At 61.4% G+C, this 24,046-nt stretch carries 27 protein-coding genes; 13 read left to right on the top strand and 14 right to left on the bottom strand.

Annotated features, from left to right (window positions below):
• Positions 1 to 345 precede the first annotated feature (345 nt).
• Positions 346 to 1,245 (bottom strand): AraC family transcriptional regulator N-terminal domain-containing protein, encoded by a 900-nt coding sequence (locus AB7783_RS24075; RefSeq protein ID WP_439065513.1) that lies wholly within the window; start codon positions 1,243 to 1,245, stop codon positions 346 to 348.
• A gap of 173 nt (positions 1,246 to 1,418) precedes the next feature.
• Here AB7783_RS24075 and AB7783_RS24070 point away from each other — a divergent pair, with 173 nt between their 5' ends.
• The 3 genes from AB7783_RS24070 to AB7783_RS24060 are packed head-to-tail and all read left to right on the top strand — an operon-like array spanning position 1,419 to position 3,506.
• Positions 1,419 to 2,177: an SDR family NAD(P)-dependent oxidoreductase gene (locus AB7783_RS24070; protein WP_439060337.1), complete on the top strand. Its 759-nt coding sequence runs from the start codon at positions 1,419 to 1,421 to the stop codon at positions 2,175 to 2,177.
• A gap of 31 nt (positions 2,178 to 2,208) precedes the next feature.
• Complete coding sequence (locus AB7783_RS24065) at positions 2,209 to 2,883, top strand: glutathione S-transferase family protein (RefSeq protein WP_439060336.1); 675 nt, start codon at positions 2,209 to 2,211, stop codon at positions 2,881 to 2,883.
• Between the two features lie 26 nt (positions 2,884 to 2,909).
• The gene (locus AB7783_RS24060) at positions 2,910 to 3,506 is read left to right on the top strand and encodes an isochorismatase family cysteine hydrolase (protein WP_441278973.1); all 597 of its coding nucleotides are present in this window, start codon (positions 2,910 to 2,912) and stop codon (positions 3,504 to 3,506) included.
• 447 nt (positions 3,507 to 3,953) lie between these two features.
• Here AB7783_RS24060 and AB7783_RS24055 read toward each other — a convergent pair whose 3' ends face one another.
• From AB7783_RS24055 to sdhC, 4 genes are read right to left on the bottom strand one after another with little or no spacing between them, the layout of a single operon-like run.
• Positions 3,954 to 4,736, bottom strand: coding sequence for a succinate dehydrogenase iron-sulfur subunit (locus AB7783_RS24055; protein ID WP_441278972.1), 783 nt, complete (start codon positions 4,734 to 4,736; stop codon positions 3,954 to 3,956).
• A gap of 24 nt (positions 4,737 to 4,760) precedes the next feature.
• The gene (sdhA, locus tag AB7783_RS24050; protein ID WP_439060334.1) at positions 4,761 to 6,599 is read right to left on the bottom strand and encodes a succinate dehydrogenase flavoprotein subunit; all 1,839 of its coding nucleotides are present in this window, start codon (positions 6,597 to 6,599) and stop codon (positions 4,761 to 4,763) included.
• A 3-nt stretch (positions 6,600 to 6,602) separates the two neighbouring features.
• Complete coding sequence (sdhD, locus tag AB7783_RS24045; protein WP_439060333.1) at positions 6,603 to 7,004, bottom strand: succinate dehydrogenase, hydrophobic membrane anchor protein; 402 nt, start codon at positions 7,002 to 7,004, stop codon at positions 6,603 to 6,605.
• On the bottom strand, positions 7,001 to 7,399 hold the full coding sequence (gene sdhC, locus AB7783_RS24040; RefSeq protein ID WP_439060332.1) for a succinate dehydrogenase, cytochrome b556 subunit: 399 nt from the start codon (positions 7,397 to 7,399) through the stop codon (positions 7,001 to 7,003). The genes sdhD and sdhC overlap by 4 nt, the downstream gene beginning before the upstream one ends.
• A 246-nt stretch (positions 7,400 to 7,645) precedes the next feature.
• Here sdhC and AB7783_RS24035 point away from each other — a divergent pair, with 246 nt between their 5' ends.
• Positions 7,646 to 8,494: a sulfite exporter TauE/SafE family protein gene (locus AB7783_RS24035; protein ID WP_441231171.1), complete on the top strand. Its 849-nt coding sequence runs from the start codon at positions 7,646 to 7,648 to the stop codon at positions 8,492 to 8,494.
• A gap of 232 nt (positions 8,495 to 8,726) precedes the next feature.
• On the top strand, positions 8,727 to 9,587 hold the full coding sequence (locus AB7783_RS24030) for a cation diffusion facilitator family transporter (RefSeq protein WP_441278971.1): 861 nt from the start codon (positions 8,727 to 8,729) through the stop codon (positions 9,585 to 9,587).
• 76 nt (positions 9,588 to 9,663) lie between these two features.
• Here the strand turns inward: AB7783_RS24030 and AB7783_RS24025 are convergent, their stop codons facing one another.
• Positions 9,664 to 11,178, bottom strand: coding sequence for a malonate--CoA ligase (locus AB7783_RS24025; RefSeq protein WP_441278970.1), 1,515 nt, complete (start codon positions 11,176 to 11,178; stop codon positions 9,664 to 9,666).
• A 414-nt stretch (positions 11,179 to 11,592) separates the two neighbouring features.
• Between AB7783_RS24025 and AB7783_RS24020 the strand changes: the two genes are divergently transcribed.
• The 3 genes from AB7783_RS24020 (at position 11,593) to AB7783_RS24010 (ending at position 13,865) form a co-directional block, all read left to right on the top strand.
• Complete coding sequence (locus AB7783_RS24020) at positions 11,593 to 12,180, top strand: fasciclin domain-containing protein (protein ID WP_093757927.1); 588 nt, start codon at positions 11,593 to 11,595, stop codon at positions 12,178 to 12,180.
• Positions 12,181 to 12,435: 255 nt separating this feature from the next.
• Positions 12,436 to 13,071: a cytochrome b/b6 domain-containing protein gene (locus AB7783_RS24015; protein ID WP_441278969.1), complete on the top strand. Its 636-nt coding sequence runs from the start codon at positions 12,436 to 12,438 to the stop codon at positions 13,069 to 13,071.
• Between the two features lie 11 nt (positions 13,072 to 13,082).
• Positions 13,083 to 13,865 (top strand): molybdopterin-dependent oxidoreductase, encoded by a 783-nt coding sequence (locus AB7783_RS24010; RefSeq protein ID WP_439060328.1) that lies wholly within the window; start codon positions 13,083 to 13,085, stop codon positions 13,863 to 13,865.
• Here AB7783_RS24010 and AB7783_RS24005 read toward each other — a convergent pair.
• Complete coding sequence (locus AB7783_RS24005) at positions 13,852 to 15,039, bottom strand: YbfB/YjiJ family MFS transporter (RefSeq protein WP_441278968.1); 1,188 nt, start codon at positions 15,037 to 15,039, stop codon at positions 13,852 to 13,854. The two genes, AB7783_RS24010 and AB7783_RS24005, sit on opposite strands and share 14 nt — an antisense overlap.
• 138 nt (positions 15,040 to 15,177) lie before the next feature.
• On the opposite strand from AB7783_RS24005, the gene leuB reads away from it, so the two are divergent.
• Positions 15,178 to 16,290, top strand: coding sequence for a 3-isopropylmalate dehydrogenase (leuB, locus tag AB7783_RS24000; RefSeq protein WP_441278967.1), 1,113 nt, complete (start codon positions 15,178 to 15,180; stop codon positions 16,288 to 16,290).
• A 75-nt stretch (positions 16,291 to 16,365) separates the two neighbouring features.
• On the opposite strand, the gene AB7783_RS23995 is transcribed toward leuB, so the two are convergent.
• Both AB7783_RS23995 and AB7783_RS23990 read right to left on the bottom strand, forming a co-directional pair.
• Positions 16,366 to 16,743: a hypothetical protein gene (locus AB7783_RS23995; protein WP_089266485.1), complete on the bottom strand. Its 378-nt coding sequence runs from the start codon at positions 16,741 to 16,743 to the stop codon at positions 16,366 to 16,368.
• A 186-nt stretch (positions 16,744 to 16,929) separates the two neighbouring features.
• Positions 16,930 to 17,643, bottom strand: coding sequence for a hypothetical protein (locus AB7783_RS23990; protein WP_441278966.1), 714 nt, complete (start codon positions 17,641 to 17,643; stop codon positions 16,930 to 16,932).
• Positions 17,644 to 17,848: 205 nt separating this feature from the next.
• Between AB7783_RS23990 and AB7783_RS23985 the strand changes: the two genes are divergently transcribed.
• Positions 17,849 to 18,883, top strand: coding sequence for an aspartate-semialdehyde dehydrogenase (locus AB7783_RS23985; protein ID WP_441278965.1), 1,035 nt, complete (start codon positions 17,849 to 17,851; stop codon positions 18,881 to 18,883).
• A 58-nt stretch (positions 18,884 to 18,941) separates the two neighbouring features.
• Here the strand turns inward: AB7783_RS23985 and AB7783_RS23980 are convergent, their stop codons facing one another.
• Positions 18,942 to 19,577: a carbonic anhydrase gene (locus AB7783_RS23980; protein ID WP_068737916.1), complete on the bottom strand. Its 636-nt coding sequence runs from the start codon at positions 19,575 to 19,577 to the stop codon at positions 18,942 to 18,944.
• A 209-nt stretch (positions 19,578 to 19,786) separates the two neighbouring features.
• Between AB7783_RS23980 and AB7783_RS23975 the strand changes: the two genes are divergently transcribed.
• Positions 19,787 to 20,665 carry an HpcH/HpaI aldolase/citrate lyase family protein gene (locus AB7783_RS23975; RefSeq protein ID WP_441278964.1) on the top strand — a complete coding sequence of 293 codons (879 nt, stop codon included), beginning with the start codon at positions 19,787 to 19,789 and terminating at the stop codon, positions 20,663 to 20,665.
• A gap of 174 nt (positions 20,666 to 20,839) precedes the next feature.
• Here the strand turns inward: AB7783_RS23975 and AB7783_RS23970 are convergent, their stop codons facing one another.
• The 3 genes from AB7783_RS23970 to AB7783_RS23960 all read right to left on the bottom strand — a co-directional run bounded on the left by AB7783_RS23970 (position 20,840) and on the right by AB7783_RS23960 (position 22,731).
• Entirely contained in the window at positions 20,840 to 21,631 is a 792-nt protein-coding gene (locus AB7783_RS23970) for a hypothetical protein (protein WP_441278963.1), read from the bottom strand.
• A gap of 21 nt (positions 21,632 to 21,652) precedes the next feature.
• The gene (gene leuD / locus AB7783_RS23965) at positions 21,653 to 22,258 is read right to left on the bottom strand and encodes a 3-isopropylmalate dehydratase small subunit (RefSeq protein WP_089266479.1); all 606 of its coding nucleotides are present in this window, start codon (positions 22,256 to 22,258) and stop codon (positions 21,653 to 21,655) included.
• A gap of 71 nt (positions 22,259 to 22,329) precedes the next feature.
• Entirely contained in the window at positions 22,330 to 22,731 is a 402-nt protein-coding gene (locus tag AB7783_RS23960; RefSeq protein ID WP_089266478.1) for a metallopeptidase family protein, read from the bottom strand.
• A gap of 205 nt (positions 22,732 to 22,936) precedes the next feature.
• Between AB7783_RS23960 and AB7783_RS23955 the strand changes: the two genes are divergently transcribed.
• The gene (locus AB7783_RS23955) at positions 22,937 to 23,224 is read left to right on the top strand and encodes a hypothetical protein (protein WP_439088556.1); all 288 of its coding nucleotides are present in this window, start codon (positions 22,937 to 22,939) and stop codon (positions 23,222 to 23,224) included.
• Between the two features lies 1 nt (position 23,225).
• Here the strand turns inward: AB7783_RS23955 and AB7783_RS23950 are convergent, their stop codons facing one another.
• Positions 23,226 to 23,441, bottom strand: coding sequence for a hypothetical protein (locus AB7783_RS23950; RefSeq protein WP_139285806.1), 216 nt, complete (start codon positions 23,439 to 23,441; stop codon positions 23,226 to 23,228).
• A 245-nt stretch (positions 23,442 to 23,686) separates the two neighbouring features.
• On the opposite strand from AB7783_RS23950, the gene AB7783_RS23945 reads away from it, so the two are divergent.
• Positions 23,687 to 23,977 carry a hypothetical protein gene (locus AB7783_RS23945; RefSeq protein WP_441278962.1) on the top strand — a complete coding sequence of 97 codons (291 nt, stop codon included), beginning with the start codon at positions 23,687 to 23,689 and terminating at the stop codon, positions 23,975 to 23,977.
• The last annotated feature ends 69 nt before the right edge of the window (positions 23,978 to 24,046 follow it).

Genomic DNA, 24,046 nt, shown 5'->3' with positions numbered 1-24,046 from the left:
AATGTCCTGCAAGTAGACACCGAATTGCGCGGAAACTCCAAAGGAGCATGTCTCTTATTGGCACCAAAGGGACCTGAGGCGATGTCAGGTTTGAGTCTGCAATCCGCCGGATAGCGAAATGGGGTGAGCTTGCTCACGATCCTCGATTTATGAGTACACGCCCTAGTAGGCGGCCGTCTTCGTCCGTCCCGATCATTGGGTCCTGTGCCATCGGCATGACGTTGCGCCTCACGCTTTCCGGAGAGGATGGTGACTTGGGAAGTCCAGCGCGACGGCTCGCATTGGGCGATGCCCCCCGGATCCCTTGAACAGCCTGGCGTCAACAGCATCGAAGTTGACAGCCGTCTAATTGATCATTTGATTGTCGATTGACTGCCTGAGCTTGCGCACGTCGCGGACGGGCGGAGCCCCGAACTGCCGAAGATACTCGCGGCTGAACTGAGAGGCGCTTTCATAGCCGACCGCATAGGCGACGTCGGAGGCACTATGGTCGCCGGCGAGCAGCAACTGGCGTGCTTCCTGAAGGCGTATCTGCTTCTGATACTGGATCGGGCTCAATCCAGTCAGCGCGACGAAGTGGCGATGCAGGCTGGCGCGGCTCATGCCGGCGGCTTCGCATAGCGCCTCGATCCGCAGCCGCGTGTTGCCGCGGTCGCGAATCCATTCAACCGCGCGGCGGATGCCGCCGATCGCGCCTTCCGGGCGGGCGATGTGGCGCAACAGTCGCCCCTGCGGGCCTTGCAGGAGACGATAGAGCAATTCGCGCTCCGCCATCGGCGCGAGCGCCGGGATGTCCGCCGGCGTGTCGAGCAACGCCAGCAGTCGTAGCAGCGTATCACGTAGCTGGGGCGTCATCGGATTGATCGCGATGCCGCTGCCTGGCGATTCCGCGTCGCGCACCGCCGGCATCGTCGATGCGACCTCGGCGAGAAGTGCCGGATCAAGGACCAGCGAAACCGCCACAAAAGGACTGCCGTCGTCAGCGTCATGGATCTGTCCGCTCAAGGGAAGATCGAGTGCGCTGACCAGATATTGAGACGCGTCATAGCGCAGCAACTCGTCGTGGATGGCCACCTCTTTCGATCCCTGCAGGATGAAGCAGATCATCGAACGGTAGAGACATGGCGACGTGCCCGAGGTCGCCTGTCCGACGCCGATTTCCAGGCGCGGGATGGGCGTGAGGGTCATTCCGGTCCGCCCGTGGCGGAGCGCGAGATCGCAAAGGGGCTTCAGGCTGTCGGTCATGCCAAGGAGTATGACATCAATCCTCACGTCCGCAAAGAGCCTGAGACAATCAGGCAAGTAATTGAGAGCATCAGGCGGGGCTTTGGACACAGCAAGCGCCTATCTGGCTGGCAGCGAACGTGACGCCTAAGCGGCGCGCCGTCCGGAAAATCCAAATCACAAGGAATGTAGCCATGTCTCAGAAGATCGCACTCATTACCGGCGCCAGCCGCGGCCTCGGTCGCAGCATGGCGCTGCACCTCGCCCGTCGCGGCGTCGGCATCGTCGGCACCTATCGCCAGGGCGCCGCGGAAGCCCAGACGCTGGTAAGCGAGATCGAGGCGCTGGGCGGCACAGCGGCGATGCTCGCGCTCGACGTCACCAAGGTAGCAAGCTTCCCGGCCTTCGCCGCATCCTTCGCCGAGACGCTCCGGAGCCGCTTCGGCAGCGACCGGTTCGACTATCTGGTCAACAACGCCGGTGCGGTCGTCCACGTGCAGGTCGCTGACGCAAGCGAGGAACAGTTCGATATGATGATCGACATGCACCTGCGCGGACCGGTGTTCCTGACGCAGGCATTGCTACCGATCATCGCCGATGGCGGACGCATCCTCAACGTCTCGACGGGCTTCACGCGCACGTCGATGGCCAGCTTCGGCCTTTATGCGGCGGCCAAAGCTGGGCTCCAGACGCTGACCCGGTTCATGGCGCTCGAGCTCGGCGCGCGGCAGATCCGCGTCAACGCCATCGCGCCCGGCGCCATCGCCACCGATTTCGGCGGTGGCCGGGTCCGCGACGACGAACAGGCCAATGCCTTCGTCGCGAGCAAGATCGCGCTCGGCCGCGCCGGTCAACCCGATGATATCGGTGGCGCAGTCGCAGCGATCCTGTCCGATGACATGGGCTGGGCCAACGGCACTACCTTCGATGTCTCGGGTGGTCAGTCGCTCTGATGCTGCATCCGGCTCCATCGGAGAAACCATCATGACCGACACCGATCTTACTCTCATCAGCCACCCACTGTGCCCGTTCGTCCAGCGTGCCGCGATCGTCCTGCTCGAAAAGGGGGTGGGGTTCGACCGGGTCAACGTCGATCTATCAGCCAAGCCCGACTGGTTCCTGGCCCTGTCGCCGACCGGCAAGGTGCCGGTGCTGAAGGTGCACCAGCCGAACGGTGAGGATGCGATCCTCTTCGAAAGCGTGGTTATCTGCGAATATCTGAACGAGACGCAGGGTGGCGCGGCGATGTACCCCGACGATGCATTGCTGCGTGCGCGGCATCGCGCCTGGATCGAATTCGCCACCCAGACCTTTACGGAGGGCTGGCAGTTCCTCCACGCCAAGGACATTGCGACCGCCGACGCGAAGCGGGCCGCCTTCCGTGATCGGCTGAGCAAGATCGAGGCGGAACTGGGCGACGGCCCCTATTTCGCCGGGGCGGACTTTGGTCTGGTCGATGCGGTCTACGCACCGCTGTTTCGCTATTTCGGGATCACCGATCCGGAAGTAGCGGACCCGATCTTTGCTGGCCTGCCACGTGTGACGGCGTGGCGCGCGGCACTTGCCGAGCGATCCAGCGTCCAGAACGCCGTGATCGACACCTATCCCGACCTGTTTCGCGATCACCTGCGCCAGCAGGGCGCGATGATCGCGGCTTAACAACTAGAATTCCAAGGAGTGATATCATGACCGACCCATCCAAGAGCGCGCTGATCCTGGTCGAATATGTCAACGACTGGCTCTCCCCGACCGGCGGCATTTATCCGGTGTTTCAGGACCGGGAGCAGGTCGACACCGCTATCGCCAATTCGAAGATCATCCTCGAAGAGGCCCGCCGTGGCGGCCTGCACGTGATCCACGCAGCGCTGAAGTTCGAGCCGACCTTCAAGGTGCTGGGCGAGGCCAAGTACGGCCTGCGCAAGATCACGCGCGACCATGGCGCGTTCCTGGGCGAGCAGGCCGATTTCTTCCCCGGCTTCGAGCCGGCGGCGGGCGAGCATGTCGTTCGCGAGCGCGCCGGCGGCAGCAGCGTTTTTGTTGGAACCACGCTCGACGGCTACCTGCGCAACAACCGCATCTTCGACATCTACCTCGCCGGCTTCTCGCTGCGACAGTGCGTCGAGTCTTCGATGCGCAACGCGCACGACCTCGGCTACCACACCAACGTCATCTACGACGCGTCAGCCGGCTATACTCGCAAACAGCAGGACGACTTCGTCGCCGAGATCGCCCCATTTTACGCCAACGCCGTCACCACGCAGGAGTTCGTGGCTAAGGCATAATCCGCCGCTGGACCCGGCCCGGTTATAGGGCCGGGTTTCCGTCGGCCGTAGATGCGAGGCGATACGATGATTGGGATCAGGGTCGAACTCACCATCGCGCCGGGTAACACCGACGCATTCGAACACGCCTTAGCGGTCCAAGCCGCCGCAGTGCGTGCCAACGAGCCGGGTACCGGCCGTCAAACCTGACGGATCATGAGAAGGTCAAACAATTTTATACGGTTTCGGAAAAGCTACCCGACCCGCAGGCGGCCCTTACGGTTCGTAATACCGGCCCTTGATGGGCGGCTGACGAAGAGCAGAAACGACTATTTGTGCGCCGACAATTGGCTCTATCCCTGAACGAGCTACGGCGCCGCGACTTTCGTCATGGCGCCGTAAGGACTCTATTGTTTAGTAAGAACTTTATTGTCCAAAGACAATCGGCAAACCCGGATCCTTAAAACGTCAGACCTGACGCTCGACCATCTTCATCTTCAGCTCGGCGATGGCTTCAGAGGGGTTGAGACCCTTCGGGCACGCCTTGGCGCAGTTCATGATGGTGTGGCAGCGATAGAGCCGGAACGGATCTTCGAGATTGTCGAGGCGCTCGCCGGTGGCTTCGTCGCGCGAATCCTTGACCCAGCGGGTGGCCTGAAGGAGGGCAGCCGGACCGAGAAAGCGGTCGCTGTTCCACCAATAGCTTGGGCACGAGGTCGAGCAGCAGGCGCACAGGATGCATTCGTAGAGGCCGTCGAGCTTCTCGCGGTCCGAATGGCTCTGCTTCCATTCCTTCTGCGGGGTCGGCGTGGTGGTCTTCAGCCACGGCTCGATCGACGCATACTGGGCGTAGAAGTTGGTGAGATCCGGCACCAGGTCCTTCACGACGGGCTGATGCGGCAGCGGATTGACCTTGATGACGCCGTCGTCGACTTCGTCCATCGCACGGGTGCAGGCCAAGGTGTTCTGGCCATCGATATTCATGGCGCAGGAGCCGCAGACGCCTTCGCGGCAAGAGCGGCGGAAGGTCAGCGTCGGATCGATGTTATTCTTGATCCAGATCAGACCATCGAGAACCATCGGACCGCAGTCGTTGGTATCGATGTGATAGGTGTCGACCGACGGGTTCTTGCCGTCATCCGGATTCCAGCGATAGACGCGGAATTCGCGCGTCTGCGTGGCGCCGGCCGGCTTCGGCCATTCCTTGCCGCCGGTGATCTTGGAATTCTTCGGAAGTGCGAACTCAGCCATTCTCTCAAGCCTTCGCTGTCATCATTAGTACACGCGCGCTTTGGGCACGATGTACTGAACGTCGTTGGTCATCGTGTAGTCGTGCACCGGGCGATAATCGATGGTGGTCTTGCCGCCCCCATCGATCCACGCCAGCGTGTGCTTCATCCAGTTCTTGTCGTCGCGATCCGAGAAGTCCTCGCGCGCATGCGCGCCGCGGCTCTCGGTGCGGTTCGCAGCCGAGTCCATGGTGACGATGGCCTGAGTGATCAGGTTGTCGAATTCGAGGGTCTCGATGAGATCCGAATTCCACACCAGCGACCGGTCAGACACGGCGATATCGCCGATACCGCCATACACCTTGTGGATCAACTCCTTGCCTTCGTTCAGCACTTCACCAGTGCGGAACACGGCGCAGTTGGTCTGCATCACATGCTGCATGTTCTCGCGGATCTTCGCGGTCGAAGTGCCACCCTTCGCATAGCGGTAGTGATCGAGACGGCTCAGCGCGCGGTCGGCCGAGTCCTTCGGCAGGTCGGGCTGCTTGGCATTCGGCGTCAGCTTCTCAGCGCAGCGCAGCGCGGCCGCACGGCCGAACACCACGAGATCGATCAGCGAGTTGGAGCCGAGACGGTTGGCGCCGTGCACCGACACGCAGGCAGCTTCGCCCACGGCCATCAGGCCCTGCACCACCGCATTGTCGTCGCCGTCCTTCTTGGTGACGACTTCGCCGTGATAGTTGGTCGGGATGCCGCCCATGTTGTAGTGCACCGTCGGAACGATCGGAATCGGCTCCTTGGTGACATCGACGCCGGCGAAAATGCGCGCCGAGTCGGAGATGCCCGGCAGACGTTCGGCCAGCACCTTCGGATCGAGATGGTCGAGATGAAGGAAGATGTGATCCTTCTTCTTGCCGACGCCGCGGCCTTCGCGGATTTCGATGGTCATGGCGCGCGAAACCACGTCGCGCGAGGCGAGATCCTTGGCTGACGGTGCGTAACGCTCCATGAAGCGCTCGCCTTCGGCATTGACGAGATAACCGCCTTCGCCGCGCGCGCCTTCGGTGACGAGACAGCCCGAACCGTAAATGCCGGTCGGATGGAACTGAACGAATTCCATGTCCTGCAGCGGCAAACCAGCCCGCAGCGCCATGCCGCCGCCGTCACCAGTGCAGGTATGCGCCGAGGTGCAGGAGGCGTAAGCGCGGCCATAGCCGCCGGTGGCGAGAATGACGGTCTGCGCCTTGAAGCGATGCAGCGTGCCGTCGTCGAGCTTGAGTGCAATGACGCCGCGGCAGACATTCTGATCGTCCATGATCAGATCGATGGCGAAGTATTCGATGAAGAACTCGGCCGAGTGACGCAGGGCCTGGCCGTACATCGTGTGCAGCATGGCGTGACCGGTCCGGTCAGCGGCCGCGCAGGTGCGCTGGGCCTGGCCCTTGCCGTAATCCATGGTCATGCCGCCGAACGGGCGCTGATAGATCTTGCCGTCTTCGGTGCGCGAGAACGGCACGCCCCAATGTTCGAGCTCGTAAACGGCATCGGGCGCGTTGCGCACCATATATTCGATGGAATCCTGATCGCCGAGCCAGTCCGACCCCTTCACGGTGTCGTACATGTGCCAGCGCCAGTTGTCCTCGTGCATGTTGCCGAGCGAGGCAGAGATGCCGCCCTGGGCAGCAACCGTGTGCGAGCGGGTCGGGAACACCTTGGTGATACAGGCGGTGCGCAGACCAGCTTCGCCGCAGCCGACGGTCGCGCGCAGGCCGGCGCCGCCGGCGCCAACGACAACGACGTCATAGGTGTGATCTTCGATGGGATAGGCGTGGCCGTTGGTGGCGGGGCCGCCAACGCCGTTCGCGCCAGTGCCGTTGACGGCCATGCGCTACACTCCGGATGAAAGTTTAAGGATGGCGTAGATCGATGCCAGCGCCACGGCGGCAGAGAAGAAATTGTTGCCGATGATCGAGATCAGCTTGATCTTCTCGTCATGGACATAGTCTTCGATCACGACCTGCATGCCGATCTTCATGTGCCAGACGCTGGCAACGATGAAGAGCAACATGACGATGGCGACAATAGGCGAACCAAGGACCTGCGCCACGCCGGCCTGATTGCTTCTGAAAACCGACATCACGATGAAGATCACAGGGATCATCAGCAGCAGCATAGCCACGGCGGTCAGGCGCTGACGCCAGAAGTCTGATGTGCCCGAATGCGAGGAGCCGAGACCACGGACGCGGCCGAGCGGCGTGCGCACCGACTTCGGAGAGTTGGAACCGCTCATCGTCCGCCTCCGATCGCGTAGGCAATGATCCAGAGCAGGATGGTGATGCCGATGCCGCCGATCAATGCCGCCCAGGTGAGCCATTCACGCTCGGATGGCTTGAAACCGTAACCGAGATCCCAAACCAGATGGCGGACGCCGCTCATGGCATGATGGATCAGCGCCCACGTGTAGCCGAATGCGATCAGGCGACCGATGATGCTGCCGGTGAAGGCCTGTACATGGGCATAGGCGGCTGGGCCGGACGCAGCGGCGATCAGCCACCAGACAAGAAGCAAGGTGCCGAAATACAAGGCGACGCCAGTAGCGCGATGCACGATGGACAGCGCCATCGTCAGGGTCCAGCGGTACACTTGGAGATGCGGCGAAAGGGGTCGTTCGATCCGAGCGGTCATTTAGCAACTTTGACAGGTTAATGGGCAGACGGTGCCCGATTGGGGATCGCGTAGAGCAATTCTATTTACGAACTCAAAACAACCAGTGCAATCGCGAAATGACATACTCCGAACAATCGTTCAGAGCTTCAAATGAGCCTTGCATTTGCGGGTATTGACAGTTGCCGGGCTTGTTGCTGACAGCCTTGGTGAAGCGCGATTCATGAGAACTTCATGATGCGATAGCAAATGGCAATCGGGGCGGGAATGGCTGGGCTCAATGTAACCGAGATTGTCGAACTGGCGGCGCTTCTTATTGCCGTCGGCGCACTGGCCGGTTTCCTGGCAGGTGTCTTCGGGATAGGCGGAGGCGCCATCCTGGTCCCCGTATTTTACGAGTGTTTCCGCATCGCCGGAGTGCCTCTGGAAGTACGGATGCCGCTCTGTATCGGCACCTCGCTGGCCATTATCATCCCGACCTCGATCCGGTCCTTCCGTGCCCATATGGCCCGAGGCGCCGTCGATATTGAGATCCTGCGGAAGTGGTGGTGGCCGATCCTGATCGGCGTCGTCATCGGCAGCGTCACAGCCCGTTATGCCCCGGAGCGGCTGTTCAAGATCGTTTTCGTTGCCGTTGCCTGGTCCGCGGCGGCACGGCTGCTGCTCGCGCGCGACGGCTGGAAGCTCGGCGACGACTTGCCCGACGGCCCACTGATGAAGATTTACGGCTTCTTCGTCGGTCTTCTCTCCACGCTGATGGGCATTGGCGGCGGATTGTTCTCGAACCTGCTGATGACCTTTTATGGCCGGCCTATCCATCAGGCGGTGGCGACATCCTCAGCACTCGCCGTGCTGATCTCGATCCCCGGCGCCATCGGCTACATCTATGCCGGCTGGCCGGCCGCCGCGCGCTTTCCCGATGTCGCAGCGCTGCAGCTTCCCTTCGCTGTCGGTTATGTCTCGCTGATCGGCGCGCTGCTGGTGATGCCGACCAGCCTGCTGGTGGCGCCGCTCGGCGTGAAGGCGGCACATGCGATGTCGAAGCGCGCGCTGGAAATGGCGTTTGGAATTTATCTATTCATCGTCGGCAGCCGGTTTGTCATCGCTCTAATATGACCCCATAAATCAGGGCGGCCGACGCACAACAGCTACCGTAATAGTATCCGGATCATAACTTGCTATGGATGCCGTCAGACCACGCGACGGAACACCGATGGCGCACTCACATCACGATCATGACGACCACGGTCACACACACGACCATGCCGGCCACGACCACGCGCAAGGCGATCACGCCGGTCATTCCCACGGTCCCGGCGGACATGTGCATGCGCCCGCTAATTTCGGCATGGCTTTTGCCGTCGGCATCAGCCTCAATACCGTCTTCGTCGTCATCGAGGCGATTTACGGCTATGCCAGCGGCTCGATGGCGCTGGTGGCCGATGCCGGGCACAATCTCTCGGATGTGCTCGGGCTGATCGCGGCATGGACCGCGGCTGTGCTGTCAAAGCGCGCGCCAACGCCGCGCTTCACCTATGGTTTGCGCGGGTCCTCAATTCTCGCAGCGCTCTTCAACGCCGTGTTCCTGCTGGTTGCTGTCGGGGCCATCGCCTGGGAGGCCGTGCTAAGACTGTTCAATCCCGAACCGGTAGCCGAGATCACCGTGATGATCGTCGCGACCATCGGCATCGTCATCAACGGCGTGACCGCCTGGCTGTTTGCCTCGGGCCGCAACAGCGACCTCAACATCCGCGGCGCCTATCTGCATATGGTCGCCGACGCTGCGGTCTCGGTTGGCGTGGTCATTGCCGCGATCGTTATCATGTTCACCGGCTGGCTGTGGATCGACGCCCTGACCAGCCTCGTCATCTGTGTGCTGATCGTCTGGGGCACCTGGAGCCTCTTGCGCGACTCCACTGCGATGTCGCTCGCCGCCGTTCCGCGCGGCATCGACCCCGTTGCCGTGCGCAGCTACCTCGAACAATGCCCCGGCGTCGCGCAGGTGCACGACCTGCATATCTGGCCCATGAGCACCACCGAAGTGGCACTGACCTGTCACATGGTGATCCCGTCAGGCGCGCCTGGCGATGCCTATCTGATGGAAGTCGCCGCACGCCTGAAGCGCGACTTCGGCATCGAGCACGCGACGATCCAGATCGAGATGGACCCGAATTCGGCCTGCGCGCTCGCGCCGGAGCATGTGATCTAGGGTATGGCCACACATAGCATCTCATGGTTCGAGACGGCGCTGCGCGCCTCCTCACCACGAGGGATCGTGCGAGGACCTACTTCAAGTAGATATCCTTGTAGCTATCGCGCAGTACGTTCTTCTGCACCTTGCCCATGGTGTTGCGCGGCAGATCGTCGACGAAGATCACGCGCTTCGGCATCTTGAACTTGGCGATCTGGCCATCCAGCGCCTTGAGCACGGAGGCCTCGTCGATTGCGGTCTTCTTGTCGCTCACGACCACGGCGGTGACGCCCTCACCGAAATCTGCATGCGGCACGCCGATCACGGCGCTTTCTATCACGCCGGGCATGGCGTCGATCTCGCTTTCGATTTCCTTCGGATAGACATTGAAGCCGCCCGAGATCACCAGATCCTTGCCGCGGCCGAGAATGTGGACATAGCCCTTGGCGTCGATCTTGCCGAGGTCGCCGGTGATGAAGAACCCGTCGTCGCGGAACTCCGCCTTGGTCTTCTCCGGCATCCGCCAATAGCCCTGGAACACATTCGGCCCTTTCACCTCGATCATGCCGATGGTGTCGCGCGCGAGTTCCTTGGCCGTTTCGGGATCGATGACGCGCACGGAGACGCCGGGAAGCGGGAAGCCCACCGCGCCGGGTACCCGCTCGCCGTCATAAGGGTTCGACGTGTTCATGTTGGTTTCGGTCATGCCGTAGCGCTCGAGCACAGCATGGCCGGTGCGCGCGAACCATTCGCGATGCGTATCGGCCAGCAGCGGCGCGGAGCCGGAGATGAACAGCCGCATGTGGCTGCAAGTCTCTTTCGTCAGGTTCGGCGACTGCAGGATACGCGTGTAGAAAGTCGGCACGCCCATCAGCACGGTGGCGCGGGCCATCAGCTTGATGATGAGTTCCGGATCGAGCTTGGGCAGGAAGATCATCGACGCGCGCGCAAACAGCGTCACATTGCTCGCCACGAACAAACCATGCGTGTGATAGATCGGCAGGGCGTGGATCAGCACATCGTCCCTGGTGAAACGCCAATATTCAACAAGGCTCAGCGAGTTCGACGCCAGATTGTCGTGGCTCAGCATCGCGCCCTTGGAGCGACCGGTGGTGCCCGACGTATAGAGGATCGCGGCGAGATCTTCGTTCTTGCGCTCGACCGTGCTGAAGTCCGGCTTCTCTTTCGCTGCGGCATCGGTCAGCGAACCCTTGCCATCTGCCCCCAGTGTTTCGACCTTGGCGCCGACCTTGGCCGCAATAGCGGCAAAGCCCTCGGCCTTCGAGGGATCGCACACCACCAGCGACGGCTCTGCGTCGGTAATGAAGTAATCGAGTTCGTTCAGCGTATAGGCGGTGTTGAGCGGCAGATAGACCGCGCCGGCGCGCACGGTCGCCAGATACAGCACCAGACCGGGCACCGACTTTTCGGTCTGCGCCGCGACGCGGTCACCCGGCTTGACGCCGCGAGCCACCAGCACATTGGCCATCTGGCCCGCCAGCGCGATCAGATCGCCGTAGCTGATGTGCTTACCCTCCGGCGTCTCGATCGCGAGACGCGAGGCATCGTCGAGTTTGTCGAACAGGCGAGAAAACAGATTGGCGTTCATGGCAAGGTCACGCGGTGCAGGAGTGCGGGAGCGACCGGTGCAGCTAGCCCAACGATCGCGTCAATTTGTCCCGTTCCTTAGCAAGAATGGCCATATCTAGGCAACGCATCCTGCAGGCGGATGGACCGCCATATCTGGTGGATCAGCCCGTCGGGTCGCGTCATCTCGTCGCGACTTCCGCTCATGATTGTATCAAACGCGATGCATCGCACTCGTCATTGATTGCCTCGCGCGAACGAAATGCACCCGCAAAAGTTTCAGCGGCACCGAAAAATATAGCCTGAAACTGGTCCCGAGACCTCGCGTAACTCGGGCATCGACGGCGCAATCTGGCCTCCAGGGGATTGCCGCGGTTGATGCCATTCATCGCACCAGCGAGATCGCTGGTCACTTACATCACTCGGGAGACGATCCATGTCCAAGCGCATTGCACTTCTGTCGGCCATCGCATTCAGCACCCTCGCCATCACTGGCGCCGTGCTTGCCCCCGCGCAGGCCGAAGACAAGAAGATGATGAAGAGCGAAATGTCGGGCGAGAAGACCGTCATGGTCGGCGGCGCGCCGATGTATCCGTCGAAGAACATCGTCGAGAACGCCGTCAACTCGAAGGATCACACTACGCTGGTCGCCGCCGTGAAGGCCGCCGGCCTGGTCGATACCCTCTCCAGCAAGGGCCCGTTCACGGTGTTCGCACCGACCAACGCCGCCTTCGGCAAGCTGCCGGCTGGTACCGTCGACACGCTGGTGAAGCCTGAGAGCAAGGCGACCCTCACCAAGATCCTGACCTACCACGTGGTGCCCGGCAAGCTGAACGCCGCCGACCTCAAGGACGGCCAGAAGCTGAAGACCGTGGAAGGCGAAGAGCTGACCGTGAAGGCTTCGGGCGGCAAGGTGATGATCGTCGATGCCAAGGGCGGTTCCTCGACTGTAACCATCGCCGACGTCAACCAGTCGAACGGCGTGATTCACGTCATCGATACTGTCCTGATGCCGAAAGCCTGATCTCCGGCTTCTGCGCAACAAGTTCGCGCATCCTGACTTGTCCCCACGGGATGCGCGCGCGTCCCCGAAGGATACCGAGGGGCGCAAAAGGAGCGAGCCGGGGCAGCCCGGCTCGCTTTTTTGTGATCGATATGAGCCGGCCCGACCGGGGTTGTTACAGGAGCCGCCGTAACGAACGACCGGTTATGCCGTATAGCTGGTAATAACTCGCGTCACCGAGCACCAATCGAACCACTGCTCAGCCAGGATATGCCTATGTCGAGCATCACAGCCGCCGGCGACCGCGCCGCAACCAAAGTTACGAATACCAAAGTCATCCAGCCCGCCTGGGTGCGCGTCGTGCACTGGATCAACGCCGTCGCGATCGTGCTGATGATCATGTCGGGCTGGCAGATCTACAACGCCTCGCCGCTGTTCAATTTCACATTCTCATCATCCATTACGCTGGGTGGTTGGCTCGGCGGCGGCATCATGTGGCACCTCGCCGCCATGTGGCTGCTGGTGGTCAACGGCCTCGTCTATCTCACTCTTGGCATGGTCACCGGACGCTTCCGAAAGAAGCTGCTGCCGATCTCGGCGAAGGGTGTACTCGACGACACCAAGGCTGCGCTGACCGGCAAGCTCTCGCACGCTGACCTCTCAACCTACAATCAGGTGCAGAGGCTGCTCTATACCGGGATCATTGTGGTCGGCATTCTGATCGTGCTGTCGGGTCTCGCGATCTGGAAGCCCGTCCAGCTGCAATATCTTACTGCGCTGTTCGGCGGCTACGACACCGCCCGCTATGTGCATTTCTTCATGATGGCCGCCATTGTCGGCTTCCTCGTCATCCACGTCGCTCTGGCCCTGATCGTGCCCAGGAGTCTGCGTGCAATGATTATCGGACGCTGAGGGATACGACCATGATCAGGAAACTCCGCTCCCTCATCATTCCCGGCGTCGACAAGAATCTCCTCGTCAAGGATGCCACCAAACTGATGCCCGATCTGTCACGCCGCCGTTTCATCGCGTCGGGTGCAAGCTTCGGCGCATTGACTTTGCTCACCGGCTGCGACGTGAGTGACAGTCTCTCGGCTGAAAACCTGCTGACGCATATGTCGAAGTTCAACGACATGGTTCAGGCCCGAATCTTCAATCCGAACACGCTGGCGCCGACGTATTCCGAGAAGGACATCAAGCGTCCGTTCCCGTTCAACGCCTTCTACGCCGAGGACGACGCACCGAATGTGGACGGCAAGGAGTGGAAGCTCGAAGTGTCCGGTCTGGTGCAGGACAAGAGGTCCTGGACGCTGGATGAACTGCACAAGCTGCCGGAAGTATCGCAGATCACCCGCCATATCTGCGTGGAAGGCTGGAGCGCCATCGGCTCCTGGCAGGGCACGCCGCTGCGCGACTTCCTGAAACTGGTCGGCGCGGACACCAATGCGAAGTGGGTTCATTTTCGCTGCGCCGAGGACTATGCGAGCTCGCTCGATATGCCCACTGCGATGCATGCGCAGACGCAGATGACCTTCAAGTTCGACAACCAACTCCTGCCGCGGGCCTATGGTTTCCCGATGAAGATCCGCGTACCGACCAAACTCGGATTCAAGAATCCGAAATACGTCGTCGCGATGGAAGTCACCAACGACTACAAAGGCGGCTATTGGGAAGATCAGGGCTATAACGATTTCAGCGGGAGCTGATCGGCTTCTGGAACATCGCCAGCACCGCACCGAACACCAGCGTCGCTGCTGAGACCACAAGAGCGGATGTGAGACTGCCGGTCGCGTCCGAAATGGCACCCACCGCGATCGGACCCAGAGTCTGGCCGATGCCGAACACGATCGTCACCGCCGCGATGGCCTTCGACCATGCCGCGCGAGGATAGTTGAAGCGCACGAAGGCCGTGGTCGCCGCAACCACCGCGAAGAATGCAACGCCGAAAATGGCGGCGGAGATGCCGAGCACCACAGGCGAATGCCCGAGCAGCGGCATCGCTGCGCCTACCGCATTGGTGCCGAGAATGATTGCCATGGCGCGGCCGCTCTGGCCACGCGCCAGCACGTTACGCCACAGCCAGGGCGACGCGAACGAACTGACGCCAATCAGGCACCAGAACGCACTCTGCGCCACGGCGCTTCCGCCACCATCACGCACATAGGCGATCATGAAGGTCATGTAGGCGATGTAGCCCGCGCCAAATAGGAAATAGGCAATGAGGTAGATCCACATCGGGCGGATCGCGAGCGGCGCCTTGTCGTCCGTTGACGTGTCATCAGCCGCATCGACGCGCGGGCGCAACAGCGGCAGGCCGATCACGACCGATACGAGACCGAGGACCAACCACACGATCCACCAGGAGCCCGGACCAAAGCCCTGCAGCACGAACGGCGCGATCAGACCGGACAGGAGGATACCCATACCTGGCCCGGCATAAAACAGACTGAGCAGATAGGACGACCGTTCGGGATAAGCGAGGCCGATGGTGGCGGCGAGCGCGCCGCCGGCCACGAACGAAACCGCCGCGCCAAAACCGGTGACCAGCCGCGCGATGCTGAGCAGCGTAAAATCCACGGTGACGCCGCAAATGATGAGCGACAGGATGCAAGCAAGCGTACCGCCCTGAATCACCGCGATCAGACCGAAGCGCCTGCCGAGCCCGGCCGCAACCAGTGCGCCGGCGAGATAGCCCGCGGCGTTGACGGTATTCATGAAGCCGGCCGCCGAATAGGACCATTGCAGGCTGTCGCGCATATCGGGCAACACCAGCGAATAGGCAAAGCGGCCGATGCCGAGCCCGATGGCCGGCGCGAGCGACAGGACGAGTATCAGCCACGCCGGGTTAGGGCGCGCCGGGGAAGGCACAGATGACGTCACGGGGATCTCCGCTGCGTCAGCAATGTCGCAGGTTTCACGGCACCCGCAATCATCCCTTCGGCAACACTGTCTTGCCATTCCTGCAATGACGTCTTAGCACTCGCGGCAATCAGTAACGGATTGCAAGGGCACTTGAATATGGCAACGCACAAATTGCTGCTTCTCCCCGGCGACGGCATCGGCCCTGAAGTGATGGCCGAGGTGAAGCGCCTGATCGACTGGATCGATGCCCAGGGCATCGCCAAATTCACGATCGAGAACGGCCTGGTTGGCGGCGCCGCCTATGATGCCGACAAGCTCCCTATCACCGATGCCACAATGGCCAAGGCGGATGCGGCCGACGCCATCATCTTCGGCGCCGTCGGCGGCCCGAAGTGGGACAGCGTGCCCTATGAGCATCGCCCCGAGGCCGGCTTGCTGCGCCTGCGCAAGGATCTCGGCCTGTTCGCCAATCTGCGCCCAGCCGTGTGCTATCCCGCGCTGGCGGAATCATCGAGCCTGAAGCGTGAGGTCGTCGAGGGCCTCGACATCATGATCGTGCGCGAGCTCACAGGCGGCGTCTATTTCGGCGAACCGAAGACCATCACCGATCTCGGCAACGGCCAGAAGCGTGCCGTCGATACGCAGGTTTACGACACCTATGAAATCGAGCGCATCGCCCGCGTCGCTTTCGATCTCGCCCGCAAGCGTCAGAACAAGGTGACGTCGATGGAGAAGCGTAACGTCATGAAGTCGGGCGTGCTCTGGAACGAGGTTGTCACCCAGGTGCATGGCCGCGAATACAAGGACGTCACGCTTGAGCATCAGCTCGCCGATTCCGGCGGCATGAACCTCGTGAAGTGGCCGAAGCAGTTCGACGTCATCGTTACCGACAACCTGTTCGGCGACATGCTCTCGGATATCGCGGCGATGCTGACCGGTTCGCTCGGCATGCTGCCCTCGGCCTCGCTCGGCGAAGTCGATGCCAAGACCAAAAAGCGCAAGGCAATGTATGAGCCGGTGCATGGTTCGGCGCCGGACATTGCCGGCAAGGGCATGGCCAATCCGCTGGCGATGATCGCCTCGTTCGGCATGGCGCTGCGTTACTCGCTGGAGATGGGCGAGTTGGCCGACAAGGTCGACCAGGCCATCGCCGCGGTGCTGGCAAAGGGTCTGCGCACGGCCGATATCAAGTCGGAAGGGTCAACCGTGGTGAGCACATCCGGCATGGGCGAAGCACTGCTGAAGGAATTGCAGACGCTGCACGCTTAAGTGCGCTCGAACCTCTCCCACAAACAAAAAATGCCCGGCTGAGCCGGGCATTTTCGTATTTGGATGTCGCCGCGCTCAGTAGAGCGGGAAGCGCTCGGGATAACCGCCGAGATCCCACTGCGAGTTGAGCGGCTGGCGGTCCAGCGGACGGTTGTTGTTGTCGCGGGCGAAGGAGTAACCGGGCGGATAGGCATAGTCAGTGAACTTGCGGTCACCCGGGAGCACTTCGACGCCGGCATCGAGCCAAGAGCGACGCGTCACGTAAACGCGGGTGCGGCCCTGCTGATAGGACACGTTCGGGCCGCGCGCGCCATAAACAGCGTCACGGTCAGAAACACGAACCTTCTTCTTGGTGGCGGCATCGGCCGGCGAGACAGCAACAGCGGTCGCGATGACGGCAACCGTCGCGAACAACATGGCGAGAGTTTTCGCGGCGGGGAATTTCAAGGTCATCAGGTCCTCATTGCAGTCAGAAGATCGGCATTCAAAAGCCGAGTCGGCAAATCCGATTTGCGGTCAATTTAGCTGGCCGAGGTATCCGGCCACAAGGTCTATCCGGCCACAGTCGTCGATATAATGCGCGGTGTGGCCGAATGTTGCATGTAATCCAAGGCCTTGGTCCTGCCCATCACGAAGAGGTCACAGACTGCCCCGCAGCAGCGGATTCTGGGCGCCGGTGACCCAATCGGCTGAAATGGTCGACAGTGCCGCACCGCTGATGCAGTCGGCCCGCTTCAAATCTGCCTGGGCAAAGGCCTCCTGCAGCCGGGGTTCATTGCCGGCGGTGAGCAGCACCAGCCGGTTCAGGGTGCAGGCGATTGCCGCCCGTCGCGCCGGCAGGCCTTCGCCTTGGCACGACCAGCCGGAAATCCTGAGATTGGCCACCTCCAGCGTCTTCATGAAGCCGAGGCAGCGCTTGTTGTCTTTCAGCCGGTCGGCAAAGCCCATGAGGGCGACCGGCCCGAACTTGCTGTCGATAATGCCCTCGCCCACCACCTCGCGAACGCCGCCGGGGTCCATGCGGCCCGCAATGTCCGCTGCCGGCGGACCTGCCCGCTCAGCCTCGGCACCAGGACGATACAATTCCAGCTCGGCCACCGGAGGTTCTCCGGGCGACGTCCAGCGCAGGATGTCCTTCCGCCCCCCGTCGGGATGCCTCATGATCTCGTAAGACGCTGTTTTACCTGACGAATCGAACTGACTGACGGCAAAAGCGGGATAGGAGCGGCTGGCGACACTCCAGCCAGCCTTGGCGGCTGGTTCGCTGCTGAGGTCGAATTCCAGTCCGTCGAAAACCGTAACCGCGGCCATGACAACCAGTGCCAGCGCCCCCATATAGGCGAGCAGACGCACGGCGATGGCACCGCACTCGTCGGCAAAGCTCTGCAGGGCTGGATGGACACCTGCCGACTTTGGGTGGTGCGAAACCAAAATTGAACGCATCAAACCACGCAAACACGCTTAGGACGTTGTCTTTGCGACGTTTCTCGCATAGAAGCGCGGCTCTTCCCTTTCCACGGTATGTGGGGGTGAAGCATTTTTCTTCGGAGAGTGAACGATGGGTTACAAAGTCGCGCTGGTCGGAGCGACCGGCAATGTCGGGCGTGAAATGCTCAGCATTCTGGATGAACGTAAATTCCCCGCTGACGAGGTCGTGGCGCTCGCGTCGCGCCGCAGCATGGGCGTTGAGGTTTCCTTCGGCGACAGAACCCTGAAATGCAAAGACCTTGCGACCTATGACTTCAGCGATGTCGACATCTGCCTGATGTCGGCCGGCGGAGCCGTGTCCAAGGAATGGTCGCCGAAGATCGGCGCAGCCGGTGCGGTCGTGATCGACAACTCGTCGACCTGGCGCATGGACCCGGACGTGCCGTTGATCGTGCCGGAAGTGAATGCCTCGGCCGTTGATGGCTTCACCAAGAAGAACATCATCGCGAACCCGAACTGCTCGACTGCGCAGCTCGTGGTGGCGCTGAAGCCGCTGCACGACAGGGCGACCATCAAGCGCGTCGTCGTGTCGACCTATCAGTCGGTGTCGGGCGCCGGCAAGGATGCGATGGACGAGTTGTTCTCGCAGACCAAGGCCGTCTACACCAACTCTGAGCTGGTCAATAACAAATTCCCGAAGCGTATCGCCTTCAACGTCATCCCGCAGATCGACGTGTTCATGGAGGACGGCTACACCAAGGAAGAGTGGAAGATGATGATGGAGACCAAGAAGATTCTTGATCCCAAAATCAAAATGTCCGCGACCTGCGTGCGCGTGCCGGTGTTCGTTGGCCACTCGGAAGCGGTCAACATCGAATTCGAGAACCCGATCTCGGAAGATGAAGCCCGCGATATCCTGCGCAATGCGCCAGGCTGCCTCGTGATCGACAAGCGCGAGCCGGGTGGCTACGTCACGCCCTATGAGGCCGCCGGCGAAGACGCCACCTATATCAGCCGCATCCGCACGGATTCGACGGTCGATAACGGTCTCGTTCTGTGGTGCGTGTCGGACAACCTCCGCAAGGGCGCCGCGCTCAACGCCGTGCAGATCGCGGAATGCCTGATCAACCGCAAGCTGATCACGGCGAAGAAGAAGGCCGCGTAAGCGGACCTTCGATCTCCAACAATCAAAAGCCGGATGCTGAGCATCCGGCTTTTTTGTTTTACGCCACCGGCCGAAACTCTTTCGCGGCCTGATCGAGCACGGACAGCGAGCCGACAGCGACACCGAAGTAAGCGCCGTGCAATTCCAGCTCGCCGCTCTCGACCTTGCTGCTCACGAACGGGAACGTCATCAGGTTTTCCAGACTGCGGAACACGGCGGCCTTCTCGATACGGGTGACGAAATCCTGAAACGCCTCGTGCTCGCGAATCTCGACCTTCTCGTCGGGCTTGATGAACATCGACATCCAGCGGCCGATGAAGTCACCCGGCGACAGCGGCGCCGCGTTGTCGACGAAAGCGCGGATGCCACCGCATTGCGCGTGACCGAGGATCACGATGTGTTTCACCTTCAGCACCTGCACCGCATATTCCAGTGCCGCCGAGACGCCGTGGGCACCGCCGTCGGGCTGATAGACCGGCACGAGGTTGGCGATGTTTCGCACCACAAACAGCTCGCCCGGGCTGGCGTCGAAGATGACCTCTGGCGATACGCGCGAGTCGCAACAGCCGATCACCATGACTTCCGGCGATTGGCCCTTTTCCGATAATTCGCGGAAGCGCGACTGCTCGGTCGGCAATCGCTCCGACGTAAAGGTCTGGTAGCCGGCGATCAGTTGCTTCGGAAATGATGTCATAGTCTGCCTCGTTCGGAGCATGATCCCGAAAAGTGGATACCGGTTTTCGCCGACAAACGGGGTCGTTTGTCGAGAGATCACGCTCAAACATACGGTCCCCACGGATAACCATAGGACGCCAGCGCGAACAAGCCTTCCGGGCGGCGGGCTGAAATGTTATCGCGGATGCCTGAATAACGAACAGGCCATAGTTACAGGGAAATGACGCCATGATCCGTCCGCGCCGCAGCCATTTGTTCATGCCCGGCTCGAACCCGCGCGCGCTGGAGAAGGCCCGGAGCGTGGCCGCTGACGGCATCATCCTGGACCTTGAAGACGCTGTGGCGCCGGACGCCAAGGGAACCGCGCGCGACGCCACCGCGCAGACGTTGGCCGCCGGCGGCTTCGGCAAGCGCGAGGTCATCATCCGCATCAATGCGCTGGATTCGCCGTGGTGGATCGACGACGTGACCATGGCCGGCAAGGCCAAGCCCGATGGCATCCTGGTGCCGAAGATTTCCAGCGTCGAGGATCTCTCAGCCGTTGCTGATCGCCTGAGTGACATTGGCGCCGACATGTCGATCAAGGTCTGGGCCATGATCGAGACCTCGCGCGCCATCCTGCATGCGGAAGAACTCGCGGCCGCCTCGCGCGATTCCGAAAATCGCCTGGCCGGCTTCGTGTTCGGCCCCAACGACATCGCCCGCGAGACCCGCATCCGCATGATGCCCGGTCGCGCGGCAATGCTGCCGATGATCACACATTGCGTGCTGGCGACGCGGTTGCATGGTCTCGAAATTCTCGATGGTCCCTACAGCAATTTCAGCGATACCGAGGGTTTCATCGCCGAAGCCGAACAGGGCCGCGACATCGGCTTCGACGGCAAGACGCTGATCCATCCGAGCCAGATCGAGGCCTGCAACAAGGTCTTCACGCCGCCGGACGACGAAGTCGCCCAGGCCCGCCGCATCATCGCCGCCTTCGAACAGCCGGAAAACGCCAAGCGCGGTGCGATCCAGCTCGACGGGAAGATGGTCGAGCGCCTGCATGCGGACATGGCCAAGCGCACGATCGCGATTTCGGACGCGATCGCGGCGATGGGGAACTAGTACCAGTCAGCAACGACGCGCTTTCTTCACCCTCCCCCTTGCGGGGAGGGTGGCACCCCCACCCCGGCCTCCACCTGAACGATGCTTCGCATCGTCAGGTTCGGCCGACCCTCCCCGCAAGGGGGAGGGATACCGCGGGCCGTTGCGCGAAATTTGTAGATTCAAAGGCTGATACTAACGTGCGCCAACCCGCTCCGTCGCCCACGCGTAAAAACTTCCTGGCATCGGCGCGTCTTTGCCGCGCCCCTTCGGCGAGATGTGAAAGCCCAATATCCCGGGATCGCCAATCAGCCCCTTAAAATTCGACGGCTCGAAGAACAGCGTCGGCTCCGCGTGAATCGCATAATACGACTTCCGCGGCAGCGCGTGATGCTGGGAGCCATGGCGCTTCGCAAGCGCCGTCAACGATGCCGGGCCAAAGATCGCGACGCGGACATCACTGGCGCGCTTCGACCTATCGCGCCATTTGCGCCATGCGAAAGCGAGGCGATGGCGCAATGACATCCAGTCTGGCGTCAACTCGTCCTGCTTGATCAGCGCCTCGAACGCCGCGACGATCGGATCGTCGGGCGGCAGATACAGCACCGAATTGCCGAGCTGACGTCGCTTCTCCCAGGCGAAATAGGGTTTTGCGGAATCGATCTCGATGGGCTTCAGCAGCAGCACATCCGCATCGAGCCAGAGGCCGAGACCTTCGGCCATCAGCCGGATGCGAAAGAAATCGCTGAACTGCAGTGGGGTCCAGCCAACCCACGCGCCATTGGGAGCTGACGGGCGCAGCCGTTCGGCGAAAGCCCGCGGCAACACGGCTTCCGCATCGGCATTGCTCACACCATCCGGCAGATCGGTGATCGGTGCAAAACTGTAGAGCGTGACGCGGTGGCCGGCCTCGACCTGCGATCTCAGGCACAGCCTGCGCAGCGCATCGAGCGGGCCCTCCCAAAAGGTGACGACGTCAGGAATCACGCGTCACCTTCCGAAGTGAGATCAGGCCCAGGCGCGTGCGGTCTTGAGCTTCTCTTCGTAGCTGTCGATGGAGGCCTTCTTCTCCATCGTCAGGCCGATATCGTCGAGACCGTTGAGCAGGCAGTGCTTGCGGAACGGATCGATCTCGAATTTCACCGTGCCGCCATCAGGGCCACGGATTTCCTGGTTCGGCAGGTCGATGGTGATCGTCGCATTGGCGCCGCGCTCGGCATCGTCGAACAACGCGTCGAGATCCTTCTGCGAGACGCGGATCGGCAGCACGCCGTTCTTGAAGCAATTGTTGTAGAAGATGTCGCCGAACGAGGTCGAAATCACGCAGCGGATGCCGAAATCCAGCAGCGCCCAGGGCGCGTGTTCGCGCGACGAGCCGCAGCCGAAATTATCGCCGGCCACCATGATCTTGGCGTTGCGATAGGCCGGCTTGTTGAGCACGAAATCCGGGTTCTCGCTGCCGTCATCGAGGTAGCGCGCTTCCGAGAACAGGCCCTTGCCGAGACCGGTACGTTTGATGGTCTTCAGATACTGCTTCGGGATGATCATGTCGGTATCGACATTGATGATCTTCAGCGGTGCCGCGACGCCTTCCAGCGTGGTGAACTTGTCCATGAACGTATCCTCGGATTGAGCGGCCGTTCTAGCCCGATCGGGCGGCCCGTCCAAGGGTGATTTATGCAGGACTAATCGGCGACGCCAGCCTCGATGGCCTCCATATCGGCGTCCGAGAGCCCGAAATGGTGGCCGATCTCGTGGATCAGCACGTGGCGGACGATATGGCCGAGGGTTTCGTCATGTTCGGCCCAGTAATCCAGGATCGGCCGGCGATATAGCCAGATCATGTTGGGCAACTGCCCGGTATTGTCCTGGCTCTGGAACGGCAGGCCGACACCCTGGAACAGGCCGAGCAGATCGAATTCGGTCTCGGCCTGCATCTCCTCCAGCACCTCATCCGTCGGGAAATCGTCGACCCGGATGATCACGCCCGCGCAGAGCTTGCGGAAATCCTCCGGCAGGAGGGCGAGCATGGCATGGGCCATGTCTTCCATTTCCGCGAGATCGGGAGCTTTTGCCTGGTGCCACATGTTTCCCTGTCTAGCCAATTCCCATGACATGGCAATGCGCCGGCACAGGGCCGTCCCGGCGGTTGACGGGCGGGCGTCAATCGGAGACTTTGCGGCATTCTTTTGAAGCATGATCTCTCGACAAACGAACCCGTTTGTCGGTGAAAACCGGCATCCACTTTTCGGGATCATGCTTATGGCAGTTTGGGGCGTGACAATGCGGATCATGATGGCGGCACTGGGATTGGCGGTTGCGCTCGGCGCGTTGCCGATGGTTGGCGTCGCACAGGCACAGACGGCCACGCAGGTCGCCCAATCCGACGACAGCGTTCAACCTCGCCGTGCCCGTCCGCGCGTTCGCATCTATCGCACACCGGACGAACGCGGTGTCTATCCCAGCTACAATCCCGGCCCGAATGCCGTGCGCGATTGCACCGCCAATCTGGTGCAGGAATATCGCCCGAGCGGCACCGTGATCGTGCCGCGCATGAACTGCTACTGGCGCCGCGGCTAATCTAGCGGCGCTGCCGCGCGGCACCGATCAGACCCGCTGCAATCACCATCGCCGAACCGCCATAGACGATAATCGCCATGGCGAGTTGTGTTGCTGCGCCTGCGGTGCCGGGTATCACGCCCGGGCCTTGCGACGCCTGCGCCTGTTCGATCCACAGATCCAGGCCCGTGGAGACGAATGCGAGCGTGACACCAATCGTCGAGATCAAACGCATCATGACGGCCTCCATCATTGCATGATCGAGATACGCGTCGTGCAGCGATTTGGTTTTACAACCGTGCTTCACATTGGCGCGATGACGCGCATTCGTTCCGCGGCTGCGACAGTCCGCCACCGCGTCATATCGCTCACGCACCATTCACATCGCATTCACCTCTCGAACCCTAGCGTCATCAGCATGGGCGATGATCCATTCGTGAGGCTGCATCTCGACCTGAATGCAGCAGACCCAGGAGAGAACACGTGAACGTAAAGCAATTTTTCGGCCTTGCCGCCATCGCAGGATTGCTGTTCGTCGCAGCGCCGACGCAGCAGGCAAATGCAGTCTCGCTGAACAGCCCGGGCATCGCATCGTCCGTACAAGGCGGTGAGAAGCTGACGACTGAGGTGCAGTATCGTCATCACCACAATCGCGGCTATCGCGGGCATCACGGCATGCGGCGTCACCACGGTTGGCATCGTCCGCATCACATCCGCCGCCATCACGGCTGGCACCGGCCGCATCACGTGCGTCGTCACGGCTGGCGCTACTAAGACTCTCTCTAAAAGTCCAAACAGGCGTGCGCAAGCGCGCCTGTTTTCTTTGACGAGATGTTGACCGCG

Source organism: Tardiphaga sp. 172_B4_N1_3 (assembly GCF_052076035.1).
Taxonomy (GTDB): domain Bacteria; phylum Pseudomonadota; class Alphaproteobacteria; order Rhizobiales; family Xanthobacteraceae; genus Tardiphaga; species Tardiphaga robiniae.
The sequence above is the reverse complement of the archived record's forward strand: the minus strand, read 5'-3'. Positions and strand labels throughout refer to the sequence as shown.

What these genes read in the sequence shown, in the direction of transcription:
- AB7783_RS24075 (WP_439065513.1), bottom strand. Translation starts at nt 1,245, where the DNA reads ATGACCGACAGCCTGAAGCCCCTTTGCGATCTCGCGCTCCGCCACGGG.
- AB7783_RS24070 (WP_439060337.1), top strand. Translation starts at nt 1,419, where the DNA reads ATGTCTCAGAAGATCGCACTCATTACCGGCGCCAGCCGCGGCCTCGGT.
- AB7783_RS24065 (WP_439060336.1), top strand. Translation starts at nt 2,209, where the DNA reads ATGACCGACACCGATCTTACTCTCATCAGCCACCCACTGTGCCCGTTC.
- AB7783_RS24060 (WP_441278973.1), top strand. Translation starts at nt 2,910, where the DNA reads ATGACCGACCCATCCAAGAGCGCGCTGATCCTGGTCGAATATGTCAAC.
- AB7783_RS24055 (WP_441278972.1), bottom strand. Translation starts at nt 4,736, where the DNA reads ATGGCTGAGTTCGCACTTCCGAAGAATTCCAAGATCACCGGCGGCAAG.
- sdhA (WP_439060334.1), bottom strand. Translation starts at nt 6,599, where the DNA reads ATGGCCGTCAACGGCACTGGCGCGAACGGCGTTGGCGGCCCCGCCACC.
- sdhD (WP_439060333.1), bottom strand. Translation starts at nt 7,004, where the DNA reads ATGAGCGGTTCCAACTCTCCGAAGTCGGTGCGCACGCCGCTCGGCCGC.
- sdhC (WP_439060332.1), bottom strand. Translation starts at nt 7,399, where the DNA reads ATGACCGCTCGGATCGAACGACCCCTTTCGCCGCATCTCCAAGTGTAC.
- AB7783_RS24035 (WP_441231171.1), top strand. Translation starts at nt 7,646, where the DNA reads ATGGCTGGGCTCAATGTAACCGAGATTGTCGAACTGGCGGCGCTTCTT.
- AB7783_RS24030 (WP_441278971.1), top strand. Translation starts at nt 8,727, where the DNA reads ATGGCTTTTGCCGTCGGCATCAGCCTCAATACCGTCTTCGTCGTCATC.
- AB7783_RS24025 (WP_441278970.1), bottom strand. Translation starts at nt 11,178, where the DNA reads ATGAACGCCAATCTGTTTTCTCGCCTGTTCGACAAACTCGACGATGCC.
- AB7783_RS24020 (WP_093757927.1), top strand. Translation starts at nt 11,593, where the DNA reads ATGTCCAAGCGCATTGCACTTCTGTCGGCCATCGCATTCAGCACCCTC.
- AB7783_RS24015 (WP_441278969.1), top strand. Translation starts at nt 12,436, where the DNA reads ATGTCGAGCATCACAGCCGCCGGCGACCGCGCCGCAACCAAAGTTACG.
- AB7783_RS24010 (WP_439060328.1), top strand. Translation starts at nt 13,083, where the DNA reads ATGATCAGGAAACTCCGCTCCCTCATCATTCCCGGCGTCGACAAGAAT.
- leuB (WP_441278967.1), top strand. Translation starts at nt 15,178, where the DNA reads ATGGCAACGCACAAATTGCTGCTTCTCCCCGGCGACGGCATCGGCCCT.
- AB7783_RS23995 (WP_089266485.1), bottom strand. Translation starts at nt 16,743, where the DNA reads ATGACCTTGAAATTCCCCGCCGCGAAAACTCTCGCCATGTTGTTCGCG.
- AB7783_RS23985 (WP_441278965.1), top strand. Translation starts at nt 17,849, where the DNA reads ATGGGTTACAAAGTCGCGCTGGTCGGAGCGACCGGCAATGTCGGGCGT.
- AB7783_RS23980 (WP_068737916.1), bottom strand. Translation starts at nt 19,577, where the DNA reads ATGACATCATTTCCGAAGCAACTGATCGCCGGCTACCAGACCTTTACG.
- AB7783_RS23975 (WP_441278964.1), top strand. Translation starts at nt 19,787, where the DNA reads ATGATCCGTCCGCGCCGCAGCCATTTGTTCATGCCCGGCTCGAACCCG.
- leuD (WP_089266479.1), bottom strand. Translation starts at nt 22,258, where the DNA reads ATGGACAAGTTCACCACGCTGGAAGGCGTCGCGGCACCGCTGAAGATC.
- AB7783_RS23960 (WP_089266478.1), bottom strand. Translation starts at nt 22,731, where the DNA reads ATGTGGCACCAGGCAAAAGCTCCCGATCTCGCGGAAATGGAAGACATG.
- AB7783_RS23955 (WP_439088556.1), top strand. Translation starts at nt 22,937, where the DNA reads ATGATGGCGGCACTGGGATTGGCGGTTGCGCTCGGCGCGTTGCCGATG.
- AB7783_RS23950 (WP_139285806.1), bottom strand. Translation starts at nt 23,441, where the DNA reads ATGATGCGTTTGATCTCGACGATTGGTGTCACGCTCGCATTCGTCTCC.